This is a genomic window from Vibrio sp. nBUS_14, assembly GCF_051201655.1.
In the GTDB taxonomy this organism is placed as follows: Bacteria; Pseudomonadota; Gammaproteobacteria; order Enterobacterales; family Vibrionaceae; genus Vibrio.
The window spans coordinates 1,642,332-1,655,760 of the sequence record NZ_CP179206.1 but is presented as its reverse complement, the minus strand read 5'-3'; the positions used below and the strand labels follow the sequence as shown (position 1 = coordinate 1,655,760).

12 protein-coding genes and 2 pseudogenes are annotated in these 13,429 nt (G+C 41.9%); 4 read left to right on the top strand and 10 right to left on the bottom strand.

Features of this window, described 5'->3' with window-relative positions; genetic code table 11:
* Positions 1-250: 250 nt before the first annotated feature.
* Positions 251-526: a hypothetical protein gene (locus ACMAZD_RS07720; protein ID WP_435249166.1), complete on the top strand. Its 276-nt coding sequence runs from the start codon at positions 251-253 to the stop codon at positions 524-526.
* Here ACMAZD_RS07720 and ACMAZD_RS07715 read toward each other — a convergent pair.
* The 4 genes and pseudogenes from ACMAZD_RS07715 to ACMAZD_RS07700 all read right to left on the bottom strand — a co-directional run.
* A pseudogene (locus ACMAZD_RS07715) lies at positions 469-813 on the bottom strand (transposase); the annotation flags it as partial. The gene ACMAZD_RS07720 and the pseudogene ACMAZD_RS07715 overlap by 58 nt on opposite strands.
* A gap of 85 nt (positions 814-898) precedes the next feature.
* Entirely contained in the window at positions 899-1,621 is a 723-nt protein-coding gene (istB, locus tag ACMAZD_RS07710; RefSeq protein WP_286291966.1) for an IS21-like element helper ATPase IstB, read from the bottom strand.
* Between the two features lie 10 nt (positions 1,622-1,631).
* Positions 1,632-3,164: an IS21 family transposase gene (istA, locus tag ACMAZD_RS07705; protein WP_435249165.1), complete on the bottom strand. Its 1,533-nt coding sequence runs from the start codon at positions 3,162-3,164 to the stop codon at positions 1,632-1,634.
* Positions 3,165-3,373: 209 nt separating this feature from the next.
* A pseudogene (locus tag ACMAZD_RS07700) lies at positions 3,374-3,808 on the bottom strand (IS5 family transposase); the annotation flags it as partial.
* A gap of 384 nt (positions 3,809-4,192) precedes the next feature.
* Between ACMAZD_RS07700 and ACMAZD_RS07695 the strand changes: the two are divergent.
* Complete coding sequence (locus ACMAZD_RS07695) at positions 4,193-4,450, top strand: hypothetical protein (RefSeq protein ID WP_435249164.1); 258 nt, start codon at positions 4,193-4,195, stop codon at positions 4,448-4,450.
* 338 nt (positions 4,451-4,788) lie between these two features.
* On the opposite strand, the gene ACMAZD_RS07690 is transcribed toward ACMAZD_RS07695, so the two are convergent.
* The 3 genes from ACMAZD_RS07690 to ACMAZD_RS07680 are packed head-to-tail and all read right to left on the bottom strand — an operon-like array spanning position 4,789 to position 6,823.
* The gene (locus ACMAZD_RS07690) at positions 4,789-5,298 is read right to left on the bottom strand and encodes a LysR substrate-binding domain-containing protein (RefSeq protein WP_435249163.1); all 510 of its coding nucleotides are present in this window, start codon (positions 5,296-5,298) and stop codon (positions 4,789-4,791) included.
* Positions 5,299-5,318: 20 nt separating this feature from the next.
* Positions 5,319-6,347, bottom strand: a complete 1,029-nt coding sequence (locus ACMAZD_RS07685) for an IS630 family transposase (RefSeq protein ID WP_435247117.1) — start codon at positions 6,345-6,347, stop codon at positions 5,319-5,321.
* Positions 6,348-6,379: 32 nt separating this feature from the next.
* Positions 6,380-6,823, bottom strand: coding sequence for a LysR family transcriptional regulator (locus ACMAZD_RS07680; protein ID WP_435249162.1), 444 nt, complete (start codon positions 6,821-6,823; stop codon positions 6,380-6,382).
* 171 nt (positions 6,824-6,994) lie between these two features.
* On the opposite strand from ACMAZD_RS07680, the gene ACMAZD_RS07675 reads away from it, so the two are divergent.
* Together ACMAZD_RS07675 and ACMAZD_RS07670 are read left to right on the top strand one after the other, a co-directional pair.
* Complete coding sequence (locus tag ACMAZD_RS07675) at positions 6,995-8,626, top strand: methyl-accepting chemotaxis protein (RefSeq protein ID WP_435249161.1); 1,632 nt, start codon at positions 6,995-6,997, stop codon at positions 8,624-8,626.
* Positions 8,627-9,493: 867 nt separating this feature from the next.
* Positions 9,494-10,171 carry a hypothetical protein gene (locus ACMAZD_RS07670; protein WP_435249160.1) on the top strand — a complete coding sequence of 226 codons (678 nt, stop codon included), beginning with the start codon at positions 9,494-9,496 and terminating at the stop codon, positions 10,169-10,171.
* A gap of 234 nt (positions 10,172-10,405) precedes the next feature.
* Here the strand turns inward: ACMAZD_RS07670 and ACMAZD_RS07665 are convergent, their stop codons facing one another.
* Genes ACMAZD_RS07665 through ACMAZD_RS07655 form a run of 3 tightly spaced genes read right to left on the bottom strand, consistent with a single transcriptional unit; the run spans position 10,406 to position 13,429 of the window.
* Positions 10,406-11,296 (bottom strand): Brp/Blh family beta-carotene 15,15'-dioxygenase, encoded by an 891-nt coding sequence (locus tag ACMAZD_RS07665; RefSeq protein WP_435249159.1) that lies wholly within the window; start codon positions 11,294-11,296, stop codon positions 10,406-10,408.
* Positions 11,293-12,528: a lycopene cyclase family protein gene (locus tag ACMAZD_RS07660; protein WP_435249158.1), complete on the bottom strand. Its 1,236-nt coding sequence runs from the start codon at positions 12,526-12,528 to the stop codon at positions 11,293-11,295. Before ACMAZD_RS07660 ends, ACMAZD_RS07665 begins: the two co-directional genes overlap by 4 nt.
* On the bottom strand, positions 12,509-13,429 hold the full coding sequence (locus ACMAZD_RS07655) for a phytoene/squalene synthase family protein (RefSeq protein ID WP_435249157.1): 921 nt from the start codon (positions 13,427-13,429) through the stop codon (positions 12,509-12,511). Before ACMAZD_RS07655 ends, ACMAZD_RS07660 begins: the two co-directional genes overlap by 20 nt.

The following is a 13,429-nucleotide window of genomic DNA, read 5'->3' as shown; positions in this document are numbered from 1 at the left end:
AACATACGCCATATAAAAAGAGCAACTTTCTGAATCAAAAAATGCTTACCAAGCTCATACCAAGCCAGCTTACGAATGTATCTTCCTCAACTTACCTATATCTCTAGCCCCAAGTTCTTTATGTCATACTCGACTAATAGTTAAAAAGCTCTAAATATCTGGACACACTTTTATTCATAGAACTTGTTGATGTTGGATATGTCATTAACTACCATAATTCGACTGCTAAATGACCACACAGGATGTAAATATGGCTTCATTTCAATTTTATAAGAAAGATACAACGTCAACACATTTAGATGTACATAGTGACTCATTTGCGAGAGAAAATGCTCAACTTATTGAGCAAGAGTTCGAGCCAATAGGTGACATTATAGAAGCAGAAAATAGCCAAATTGCGCATGAAACGTTTAAATCAATGTGTGGTAATGAATTAGGGCGTGTTGATCTTTGCTGTACATTCCGTGTTCAACAATACATCGGTAGCCACATTAACATGAATGCCAGTGATAACATGCTGGCATAATTCCTTTCTAGCTTGTCATATCTACTTGAAATAGCTCGATAATGCTTAATTCTCCCAAAGGCATTTTCGACCAAGTGACGATACTTGTATAGACACCAATCCATACTGTCTTTGTCTATATCTTGTCCGTAATTGCGTTTAGCAATTACTGTTTCTCCGCCACGTTCCTTAACAAAAGTACCGAAAAGTTCGCTGTCATATCCTTTATCACAAACGATGGTATTAACTTCATCGAGTTGCTCAACTAAGCTTTCGGCATGCACTATATCGTGGCTGCGTATTTCGGCTGATGTGACCCCTAGTTTCGTTTTTAATCGACCACCTTTTTAAGCCTCTCTTTTCTCTTCCTTAGTTTTACTCCAAGTGGTCGATTTAAGCCAGTTTTCTCATTGATTCCCCTCGTAACTCGATTCTATGACTTTGATGAACCAACCTATCTAAGATCGCATCAGCGATCGTCGAGTTGTCGATCATCTCGTGCCATTCTTTTACAGGTAGTTGGCTGATAATGATCGTACTGCACTCTTGGTATCTATCTTCTAGCACTTCGAGAAGATTACTTGCATGCTCTTGGCTGAGTTTTTCCATTCCCCAGTCATCGATAACCAACAGTTTTTTCTTAGACAAGCTCAGTAGTAGCTTTTGATAGCTGCCATCAAGGCGGCTACTACTCAGGTCATCAAGTAAACGATTTAGGCGATAATAACGACTTGGGCAGTGTTGCTCACACGCCTGCTCGGCGAGCGCACAAGCAACATAGGTTTTACCTGCACCTGTTGCACCTGTAATCAGGACATTCTGTCGCTTTTGTAAATAAGTGCCTGATAATAACTCTCCCATCATTGCTCTTTTTAAGCCTCGTTCTGGGCGGTAGTCCAGTTGATTACCGCTAGCGCTTAGGCGCAGCTTGGCTTGCCGTTTAAGTCGTTGGATTTTGGTTTGATCTCGGTTCACTATCTCATGATCAAGGATGAGTCCTAACCTTTCTTCAAAGCCAAGTTCAGCATAGGTCGCGGGGTGTATTCTTTGCTGTTCCAGTGCATCAGAAGCATGACTTAGGCGTAGTGATTTTAACTGTTGGATTATTGCGTCCATATTGTTTCTCCTAGTGGTAGTAGTTGGAACCACGAACATTAGTGTGTTTAAGGTTTGGTGTATCAGTGGAAGGCTGAGAGAGAGTGCCTTCACGATGGTTCTTCAATAAGTTTTTGACGAAGCCAAGGTATGGCTTCTCTGTCACTAAGGCATCTCGGCAAGCTTGTTCTAACCGTGCGTCTGAGTGCTTTTTGGCAAGACTTAGTAACCCAAAGCAACTTCTAAAGGCCAATGCTTCATGCTCTGGGCGTTTGAGCAACATCTGAGTCAGTTCACCTGTGGCTGGCCCAATAGATTTTCCCCAACGGATAAAACGCTCGGGTGTCCATGATTGGTATTGATGGTTGCTTGGCATATGCTCGTAAACGGTAGAGAGACCATATTCTTTTTGGCTTGTGCAGTGGTGAGCAACAATGCTCCCTTTGTGGTAGATACGTATTATTTGATGCGTTGCTTCAAGCTCAACTTGTTGCCCAACAAGTTGGTGCGGCACAGAGTAGAAGTGCTTTTTATATTGAATGTGATAATCAGGGGAGACGGTTGCTCGTTTAGTTTCGATATACACATATGGTTGCGATGGCAGTGGTTTTAACGCTGGACGGTCAACTTTGTTGAACAAGTCATGTCGATTGACACCAAGCTGCTTCATCTCTCGTTGGTTTAAGTCATGCATCAGCTTTCGGATAGCCAGGTTCAGCTCAGCCATTGTATAGAACACTTGGTGGCGAAGGCGCATCATTATCCAGCGCTCTACGATGAGAACTGCGTTCTCAGCTTTGGCTTTATCTTTAGGCTTGTAGGGCCTGGCTGGCATCACAGCAACGCCGTAATGTTGTGCCAGTTTTCGGTAGCTCTCATTGAGGATAGGGCTATGACGGTCTGCTTTCGTTATAGCAGATTTCAGATTATCAGGTACAAGTAGATTCGGAGCACCACCAAAGTGATTAAAGGTATTCACATGAGCCATGAGGAAGTGTTCAAGCCCTTGGCTCTCACTCGCCTCGACATAGGTGTAATTTGACGCCCCTAAAGTGGCGACAAATACCTGAGCATGTCTGCATTCTCCTGTATCTGGATTCACAACAGGGATCGTTGGGCCACAGTAGTCAATGAAGAGCTTGTCACCAGCATGGTGAAGTTGGCGCATACTGCGTTTTTGTGTCTTTAGCCAACGTCTATACAGTTCGCAGAACTGTGTATAGCCATAGGCTTTGTCTTGATGCTGATGACAATACTCTTCCCAAAGCAAAGCTTTAGTCATCCCTTTACGCTTCAATTCTAAGTAGCAGAGAGTGAAATCAGGCATCACTTTATGCTGAGAAGATGAGCGACCATCAAACAAAGCTTGGGTGACTTGATTTTCATGATGAGTCTCTTCCAGTGGCCACGTGAGGCCACTGGATTTAAATCGGGATAGATGCTGGGATACAGTGGAATGAGCAATATTGAGGCAAGCGGCGATCTGTCGATTAGAAAGATTGCGCTCGTATCGGAGGCGTAATATTTCCTTAATTTTATTCATTGGCATTCTCTTTTTCGGCATGATTTATCCTTAGTGCTCTCAACATGAAAGACTCAGGTTAAACCTATTGATTTAAAAGAGAAAAGAGGTTTATTTCGGTAAATCGACCATCGATTTCGGAAACACACCGAAAAGTGGATGATTAAAACCGAAATGAGTGGTCGGTTAAAAACGGATTTGGTGGTCGATTAAAACCGAAATAGGCGGTCGGATAGCTCCGAAATATGCACGTGGCGTTGTCCCTCTGATAAATCAAAGCAAATCGGCAGGCCACCACTATCTACAGCTAAGTGAATTTTGGTTGAGTTGCCCCCGCGACTTTTTCCTATTTGCTCTGAACTTTCAGTAGCTGCACCTGTACTATGCTGATGCGCTCTAACTATAGAGCCATCAAGAAATACCCATTCAAAGTCAGCCATGCTAGATAAGCTTTTGAAAAGATTATCTAAAATCCCTTTCTTTGACCAAAGATTAAATCGTCTGTAAACGGTACTCCACTCTCCGAACTCAGAGGGTAGATCTCGCCAAGGAATACCTGTTCTCATTCGATAAAGTATTCCTTCAAATGTCATTCGATGTTCAGTTTTATCGTAAATACGACCTGTACTTTTCATAACTTGGAGTAGCAGTTCCCAGCGAATATCAGTTAGCATTGTTCTTGGCATGGTATTGGTTATGGTTTTACTTTTGGCGAAGCAAATTATAACTCTTTACCATGCTGTTCAAAAAACACTCACGAAAGATCAACACGCCCTAGAAACCTTGGCGAAGTCGCAACTGTTGGTAGGGGTTCTTACTGCGGGATCTGGAGGAGTGTAAACATCATCTGTGCTGTCAATTTTCTGCACTGACTCGACTTATTTAACGTAGATCACGCTAAGCTGGACTATATCGTCTAACATTGAAATGGGGCTAAGTCTCAAATAAATATTAGATATTTTCGCCTTGATGTGATGTTTGTTTCGCTTCAGACATAGGTAAAGTTAAAATTTTCTTGCTAAAAAGGTAGAAAACTTTATAGTATTCTCAAGTAAAAAATGAGAATAGACATGCCATTGCAAAAGAAACAATCCAAAGTATCACTGAACATAAAAATCCCTTCAGACTTGGATGCTCGCCTTAAATTAGCGAGAAAAGCAGCGCGTGAACAAGGGCTAATGTTCAATGTATCTCAAGAAGTTGAAAAATTTCTTGAGAAAAAAGTGAAACAAGTTGAACGTCAATTATCTATAGATGAGGAGATAAAGAATAACCTAAAGGAACTTGGTGGATTAGATATAGATGAAATGATGAAATCGATGGATTAAAAATACTAACTAACACGTATTGATTCAATTGAATTACAAACGATAATAAGTGTGGAGATGATTATGGGTACAATAATTGGACTATTAATTTTAGCTGGGATAAATTTACTCGTAAAGCGTCAAACGGGACTTCATTTGCATCAGTGGATTGCAAAAAAAATTCAAGACTCTCAAAACAAAAAATAATCGATTCCCACAAAAGTGAAAGAATTCATTATTTTACCGATTTGATGTAAGAAATGCTGGCTCTACGATTCTCAAAAACTAAGGCCTAGTGATCACGAAGCCTTAGTTTTACCTGTATAGCAGCTTCCCCCTCCCCTTTTTAATCCCACCCTTTAAGTATAGTTTAGCCCGTTTTGCCACTGCTTTCGGAATTCTTCAAGTTCATGAATAAAGATCTTAAAACGATTGGGAGTATGTAAACTTTGTTTATAAAAAATATAGAGATAATTTATTTCAAACCATAAACTATGAAATAACGGTATTAACTGACCATTCACTACATACTCTCTTGCATGCGTGACTGGAAGCAAAGCGACACCTAGACCTTCTATCGCCATAAATGTGGCAATATCGATGGAATCTGTTGTCATTTTTCCTTTGACGCTAACCTCACGTTTTTCTCCCTCTGTATTTTCTAATTTCCAATAGCGTTCGATTCCAACCTTGTTCACCTGTGTGATACATTGGTGTTGTTTCAGCTCATCAACAAACCTTGGTATACATGCTTGGTAGAGGTATTTAGGAGAGGCGTAACAAGCACGCTGGAACTGGGACAACTTACGACAAACAATCCTATCGTCATTAGGCTCTATGGGGGAAATAACTAGATCGATATTATCCATCACTTTTAGATTATACCCTTTCAACTTGAAGATGCAGGTATCAGTACCTGAAAATTATCTGTAATTCTGGATACAAGTGAGCCTGCAACTTCTGGTAACGTCACATCGAAAAACTTTTTGATAGCAGAGGTGAATGCTGTTTTGGAGGGAAAATAGACATTGTTCCTCACATGCTCATTCATTACTTTCCAAAGCCGCTCTATTGGATTTAAGTTTGGGCTGTATGAGGGTAAGTAATGAAGCTCTATATTGAGTACTTTTGCCGCATTCCTAACCATTTCTGACCGATGGTAGGCTGCACCATCAAGCACAATATGCACGGTTTGCTCTAGTGGATAATGCTCTTTCTTGAGTTTCCAAAAGAAGCGAACAATACTCTCGCTATCTATCGTTTCATAAGTATCTGTGATCGTTGCGCTGATGTTTTTCAATGACAGAGCACCGATTAGATTCACTCGAGTGCGGCTACCTGTCGTTTCAATTAGCTTATCCTGTCCCTTACGGATCCAGCCACAGCTAAGTTTTGTTGATTGAGTTGGATGAACGGCGTCCATGAAAAGTACAGGCGCATCCTTGGGCTTAAGTACCTCGTTGTAATACTCGATAAATGCTTGCTGCTCTTCAGGCTTTAGTTTATGTGGTACACCTTTGGGCTTTTTGTATGCAAAACCGTGGTGATGTAACCACTTATTAATCCCAGAAACGGTGTAGCTCACACCGAATTCAGCTTCGACGTAAGTAACGATTTGACGCGTATGAAAATAGGTTTTCTCAGTCAAATGCTCGATGAGCTGCATCGTCTGAGTATCAGAAAGTAGACTCTGGCTCCCGCCATTCTCAGGTTTAAGTTTTTCAGATAGAGCATAATCACTAAGATGACGAGCAACTGTAGATTCATGGATACGAAGGGCTTGAGAGATCATAGGCGGGCTCCAACCTTCGGAAGCTAGCAAGACAGCTTTTATACGGTCGCATACTCGACGATCACGCTCAGTATTGTGCATCTGTTCGAGTTGTTGTTTTTGCTCAGGAGTTAGTACCATTTTCATGGTGAGTAGCATGATCCTGATTTCATTGAAAATCAAGCATCTTCAATGATCACGGGTATATCTACAGATAAGGTACGCCAATGAATATCAATGTTGGGAAACTTATGGTGGAATGTAGGTAGAAAATTTTGTACTAAGAATCGTGACATTGAAGGTAAACACCCTATCCGTAACCTCCCGCTTATGCCTTGCTGCTGATCTTGAAGCTTTTCGACGCTGTGTTCGACTAAACTTAAAATATCTAATGTAGACTCCAAAAAATTTTCACCATGCGGCGTGAGGCTAATCCTATTTCCGATTCGATGAACTAATGTCGCATTGATTTTTTTTTCTAAACTTCTAATTTTTCGACTTAAAGTAGGCTGGCTTATTTCTAGTGCATTTGCGGCTTCGGTAAAGTTAAGATGTTCCGCTAAAACTGCAAACATCTTTAAAGATTCTATATCCATAGTCATTACTGATAGTTTTAATTTCAACTTAATTCTCCCACCAAAAGCCACATTCGTAAAGCGGTTTTTGATGTATACCATTTTTGAATGACTGCTATTTAATAATGCATCTGGGGTATAACAAACGCATGCTGTATTGTTTTCATATAAATACTGATAACTCTCATACCAGTCAACGTCATAAAAAATGGATTTAATATGTCAAGATTAGAAAACATACCTACAAAGTGGCTATTTATTATTATAATGTCAGCAATATCATTGTCTTTCTTAACAATGTTGTTGGTTATTAGTTCTTCCAATAAACTTATTCGTGAAAATAGTCACTGGGTGAATCATACATATCGAGTGATGCTCGATATCGATAAAGCAGTCGAGCAAGTTGTTAATATGGAAACTGGATACCGGGGTTATATGATTACGGGAAACAAGAACTTTCTTGAGCCCTATTACCAGGGGAAAAAGAAGATTCATATAGCACTTGAGGGTTTGATTGAACTAACTAAAGACAACAGCACCCAAACGATAGCTTTTAACTCGATTCTTGCCGAGGTGAACAATTGGCAAAGTGAAGTGTTAGATACTGGTATCGCGATTAGGGAGATAGGGTCGAATCAAGCAGCTTCTGAATTTGTGAATAAAGCGACAGGAAAGGCGTATGTTGACAAGATAAGAAGGATACTTGATGGAGCATCTGTAAGAGAGGAGGCATTGCTTATTCAACGCGCCATCGATAAGGAAGCGTCATTAGAAGGCTTGGAGCGATGGACTTTACTCACTTTAAGCATAAGTTGGCTTATCTCAGCTCTTATTCTTTTTCTTGCCACTAAAACAATTCTAAAAAATGTTGACGATATCTCAGTAGCCATAGATTGTTTTGCTAAAGGTGAGATCAAGCGAATAAATGCTAAACCCTCCCAAAATGAGTTTTACAAAATTAGGCAGAGTTTCAACCGTTCAATGATGCAGTTGACCTCGTTAATTGACGAACTAACGTTATCTTCAGAAAAGTCTAATTTGGCAACAGGCAAACTATCAGCGGTTATGGAAAGTACCGCGAATAATGCACAGGTTGAATTAGCTCAGGTTGACGAAATTTCTACAGCTATTAGCCAACTGTCGAGTACAGCTAGTGAGGTCTCCTCAAATGCGACTCAAGCAGAAGAGCAAACAAGAATTGCTTTGTCGAGTGTTGAAAAAGGGAGTCATTTACTGCAAGAGTCAACAGAACTTACTTCACGAATGAGCGGTTCTATTCAGGTAACGGCGAGGTTGATTGAAGATCTAAAGAATAGTGCAATAAACATAAGTGAAGTGACGAATATTATTAGTTCTATATCAGAACAAACAAACTTATTGGCACTGAATGCTGCAATTGAAGCAGCTAGGGCTGGAGAGCAAGGCCGTGGTTTCGCGGTGGTCGCAGATGAAGTTCGCAGTTTAGCGGGTAAGACACAAGAGTCTACACGTAGCATTCAGGAAATCATCACGCGCTTACAGAACCAATCAGAGCAGGCGAACGACAATATCATATCAGATGTAGAGTCGATAAAAGGTTCGGTTGAGATATCAGAAAAAGTGAAGGCTGCGTTTAAAGACATTGATGCATCGGTTAGGACTATTTCAGATATGAATGCGTTAGTCGCGACCGCTTCTCATCAACAGTTTTCTGTTACAGAAAGTATTGCAGTCACTACGATCAAAGCACGCGACCTCGTCAATGAAAATGCGAGTGCCGTGCAGCAGTCACAGTCTGCCACGGATGAACTTGTTACGTTTGCAAAAAAACAAAATAACGAACTTGCTTTCTTTAAAGTTATAAAATATTAATGTTTACTGTTGTTCTAGCTCTCTTGCGGGTTACTTGCACTAAAAAGAAAGAAAAATAACTCGGAAAGTTAGGATAACAGAAGATGTTTGGTCTACGCTTATAGTGACATTAGATTCATATAAAAGATGTTACATCAGCTAAAACATGAACAACTAGCTAACGAACAGAATATATTATACAGGCATACTACCTCATGGTTTTGTCATACAGTTCGTTTGTACTATTTGTGCATAAGTCACTCAAGTGTGGCTACTTAAGGAAGAGTGAAGATGGATGACAACTCGAATGTATTAGGCCCGCCAGTTTCCTTCGCTGAATTTAATGATTTATGTGACTGTAAAATAGCAGATGAATACCAACATAACCAATGTCCTCAAGTCGTGAACTTATATCTAGCATTAGATTTTAGTGATGCAAAATCGATAGATTGATCTGCTGTTCTATGAGTTGCTACATCAAACGGGAGAGAGATATGAAGACACCACGATAAGTTACACTGTAGCTCATCATACTTAGTCTCCCAATACTAGGGATGAACTGTTAGCATCAAAACAGATAAAAGATTACCGTGAATTAAAACTAAACTTAAACGATCAATAGTAGATAGCAATAGACACTCAGTTAGGATAAGACATGCAAAAGAAAGACGATAAAAACAAGCAAGCCCCGTTTTACGCCTTTTTGAAGGCACTGCTGTTATCTCTGACTCGACACCAGTAACCCCGGTTCTTGTTTACGGTAAGCGTCATATACAAAAAGAGAAACTGGCTGAATTTAGGCATACGTACCAAGCGCATTCAAAGTCAGCTTACGAAGAAAATCCAGACATTAAGGCAATCTTTGCCTTTCCTGATACAGAAGATCCTTTGGCATACTGGCATATTTTATGGGTCCGAAGTGCCAGTGCGTTTAACGATTACTTGTCTCACCCTACTCAGACAGAATCCCTATGGGATACGTATGATTACTCGCCTGAAAACCCAGATACGTTAACCGTGTTTGGTGGGTGGAATGAAGAAACAAAAAACCGAGCGAAAGTAGCTTCGGGCGTACAGTACGAATTTAAGACAAGCCTTGCCGGCTTCATGAAGCCTGATGGCGGTAGGGAAGAAGGCCCTCCGTTGTTTGGATTTACCACGCGTTATGTGAAGCCTGGACAAATACAGAATTTAGGTACGTCATTCGAGACCGTCTGCGACATTTGGCGTCAGAAGATTCCCGGTTTTTTGATGGCAGCGGTTTTCCCGGACGACAACACGCCCAACTTAGTTCATGACTTGAGAATATTTGCCAACCACAAATCTTACTTAGCACATGTCGACAAATCTGATAATTTGCTAACGGAAGCAATGGCAGTATGGTTTGAAAATTACGACACCAGCATTCCGTTCTCTGGGCAACTTTACGCCGCTAACACAAAGGATGAAGCGCTCCATACCAGCTCTATAAAGTCGAGTTCCACACCCAGAGCCCAACTTGAAACATTTCATTTCGGCGAAGATGGGATGCTAGGGCAAATGCCTAATATGACTCGGAACGACTAGTCGATCGTTAAGCACCAGTCTGTTGTACTAAATTAGGATCATCATATTGATATTGTAAAAGACAGATATTAGATTCTTTCAAATATTGTGACGTGGTTTTCGCGGTTAATGGCAGTGCTACTAATGATATAAACAGTTGCTGTAACATTTACCCCTTTAGGAATTCGTTGTGTATATCTCGCTGTGACGATAAATAGTGCAAATTAGAGTCGTGTGTCGTGTGCCTTCTCATTACTATTTGTTTGGCTTTATCAGTTTGGGCTTTCGTACACGTCCATTATAAACTCGTGTGAGAAAAAGGTGAGGAACGGTCAGCGCAAATAAAGTGATAAAAACCGTATTAAGAAGTTGAGCCGGCAATTCTTTATCTGGAAGCCAGTTAAAAAAAACAATCATGATGAGTACCGTACCAATAGTCGGCAATAACGCCGCTTTTAATACTTGGTTCCATGACAATCGGTTGGTCTGTTTGACGTCTAGAGTATGAAGCGGGGCATGCAACGCACAAAAATATAGGCAAAAGTATTGGAGAACGGGTAAGAGCGCAGCGGCAACGAAAAGGCTTAATACCCAAATATGAAAGTCCATCGAGTGCTTAGTAAACTGAGTAATCAGCACTATGCACGATAGAAGACATGCCAAAGTCATCAGAGTTACCACGTTGCTTGCTTGATACCCACTTACCCCTAAAGCAACGAAGTAACTGCTCAGGGCATTAGGATGGAAAATGGAAGGTAGTGTCACGACAACAACCCCAAAAAAAACTCTGCTTTTTCGAGCAAGTGGAGTCCAGTCTTCCCCAAAATGTCCAGCGGCAAGGATTAGCAGTAGAACCAAACACAACATTGGTGCGTTCATCCATAAGAACAAGCAGAAAATAACGGCTATCAAGTAGGTCAACGAATACAGACCAAACCGAACTCGTCCATTTACGCCATCACTACCATTACGATTTGTTGAAAGACGCATCATCATGAGTACGTCTAGGGCCCCGTGCGGTATACCAAATGCAGCAATCAGCACCAACACTGCCGTGTCTCCATGAGATGTCCATAAACTAAGGATTACCAAGGTGGCGGCAGAAGCACAAAACAATGGCCAAAGTCGAGAATGGAGATGATTCATCGTCGATTCCATATCATTGTCTCCCAAGCTGCGCGGACAAAGGCTCGTTTAGGCATCGAACTAATAACCTTGAGAAGGTCAAGCGCCGAAGCACGCTCAGTCATGAATCTCGCGAACTGCTCACCGGTTGTTCCCCTCGCCATTCGTTTGAATACCTCGGGTGCCAATTCAGGACGCTGAGTGAGAGCCATTAGGAATATAGAATCTAACCAAGTGTACAGCCCAGCGTTCACCAATATTTTCTTTTCTTTATAAGCTGCCATTTTGTGCCCTGTGATTTGGCGAGCTATGCGTAGGCTATCTTGTTGAATTTTCGAGAAAGCGTACCCAGTTGCCGCTCTAATGCAGTTGCCTCTAATACCGATATTTCTCCATTGGTTGCTCGTGTTATTACCTTGTTCATCGACAATAGTTGGGGCGATATGGTTTGTCATCGGCAAGATCCCTCCCTCCCAACCAGTCACAGCTTCGTGACCCAAGCCGAAAGTATCTAGTACCTCGAGCGTCATTTGTTTGAGATGCTGTAATGATTCGGCTTTTGGGGAGAATTGCGTCACTTCAATCAGCGCCTCTCTCCGACTTAGAGGGAGAATGTAAATAAATTGAATGGCATCGCCCACGGTTTTTATATCCGCCATTAAGTGGGCGGTTTGAGGGCAAAATATGGGTTCTGTACTCTCCACCCAAGCGCCAGTGAAACACTGGAGCAAGCTGCCTCTACCAACATTGGTTAGCGGTGGAGGACGACTGTCGAAACCATGTGTCGCGGTGATGCTGAAATCGTCGGAACGAACCGTAACCGTGCTGGTACCCACAGCAAAATCATCCACCGCTTTGTTGAAAAACATGGTGACTTTCCCGTGATTGGCAAAACGTTTAAAGCAGTAATCAAAAAAATCTGCCGCTTTAATACAATGGTAGCCATATTCATTATTAGAAACAGAGTGCTTTGTCTCTGCAACACGCCAGTGACGCCACCGTTTGCTCACAAGAGGAGATAGATAACGAGGCATATACTGGTCACTCCAATAACACCATGTTTTGTTAGTATTCACGACATTGGCTTGCTCAAGCATAACTATTTCGCCCGGATATCCGGCTTCAATCAGAGCAAGCACTAACGAGCAAGAGGAGAGCCCTACCCCCACCATGACGAGATCAGCTTTATACTCTGACTGGGGGTTGGCTGACAAATACGGCACAACTGGCCGGTTATTGGTGCGGATGACCATTCGATTTACGCCCAAGCCTGTCAAAACCGACTATCTTGCTCAACGGTTTGTGCAAGTCGTGATTGTGAGGTGCTTTCCCACGTACTTTAAAAGAGATTAAATTGGAAGACGCTAACCATAATTTCCCCCCGAGCGTAATTGTGGTTCGCCCTTGCCAATACCGCAGACCTTGCCGCTCAAGTTTTATTCCTATCTCTCGATAAACAGCCTCTGCAACAACAATTGCTCTGCGGCTTTGCGGTGGCAGGTAACGATACCCTTGACGCGCACTTTGGTAATAGCCCTCTGCCAGCGCGAGTGTACGTCTGATCGCTTGCATCACCTTTGGCCGAACCGTTGTGTCTGAGTCTTCGACGATTTGATGTGCACTGACTCCACACCATTCAAGAGGCAAGTATCTTCTGCCTAGTTGCGCGTCTTCCATCACGTCTCTCGCTATATTCGTCAGTTGCATTGCTATTCCCAGATCGATTGCATGCGCAGTGCCTTGCGGCTTAGCATCAAGAATCGGGCACATCATCAGTCCCACAACCCCAGCAACTTTATAGGCGTATTCGATGAGCTCATCTTCGGTACCAAAGGCAACCTCACTCAAATCACTAGAAACACCATCAATGAGGGTCAGAGCATGGTTGATGGGTATACCTAATTCACCGGATAACATTAGGTAGTCTGCCGTTATCTTGTGACTTGGTTTGCTGGTAATAATTTGTTGCTTCACGTTGTCTAGCATCTTTTTCGCAAAGCTTTTATCCTGCGTTTCATCGGCTAGATCGTCAACCCAGCGGCAGAACTGATAAAGCCTTGCAGCCTGCTCTACGTGTACCTCGCTCAGTAGAAGACTCGCGAATTTGAATGTTTTACCATGAGTTGCCAAGCTTTGGAGCGCTGGATTTTTCAT

Bases quoted from the DNA above. Each gene is read 5' to 3' on its own strand.
- ACMAZD_RS07720 (WP_435249166.1), top strand. From the start codon at position 251: ATGGCTTCATTTCAATTTTATAAGAAAGATACAACGTCAACACATTTA.
- istB (WP_286291966.1), bottom strand. From the start codon at position 1,621: ATGGACGCAATAATCCAACAGTTAAAATCACTACGCCTAAGTCATGCT.
- istA (WP_435249165.1), bottom strand. From the start codon at position 3,164: ATGCCGAAAAAGAGAATGCCAATGAATAAAATTAAGGAAATATTACGC.
- ACMAZD_RS07695 (WP_435249164.1), top strand. From the start codon at position 4,193: ATGCCATTGCAAAAGAAACAATCCAAAGTATCACTGAACATAAAAATC.
- ACMAZD_RS07690 (WP_435249163.1), bottom strand. From the start codon at position 5,298: ATGGATAATATCGATCTAGTTATTTCCCCCATAGAGCCTAATGACGAT.
- ACMAZD_RS07685 (WP_435247117.1), bottom strand. From the start codon at position 6,347: ATGAAAATGGTACTAACTCCTGAGCAAAAACAACAACTCGAACAGATG.
- ACMAZD_RS07675 (WP_435249161.1), top strand. From the start codon at position 6,995: ATGTCAAGATTAGAAAACATACCTACAAAGTGGCTATTTATTATTATA.
- ACMAZD_RS07665 (WP_435249159.1), bottom strand. From the start codon at position 11,296: ATGAATCATCTCCATTCTCGACTTTGGCCATTGTTTTGTGCTTCTGCC.
- ACMAZD_RS07660 (WP_435249158.1), bottom strand. From the start codon at position 12,528: ATGGTCATCCGCACCAATAACCGGCCAGTTGTGCCGTATTTGTCAGCC.
- ACMAZD_RS07655 (WP_435249157.1), bottom strand. From the start codon at position 13,429: ATGAAAAATCCAGCGCTCCAAAGCTTGGCAACTCATGGTAAAACATTC.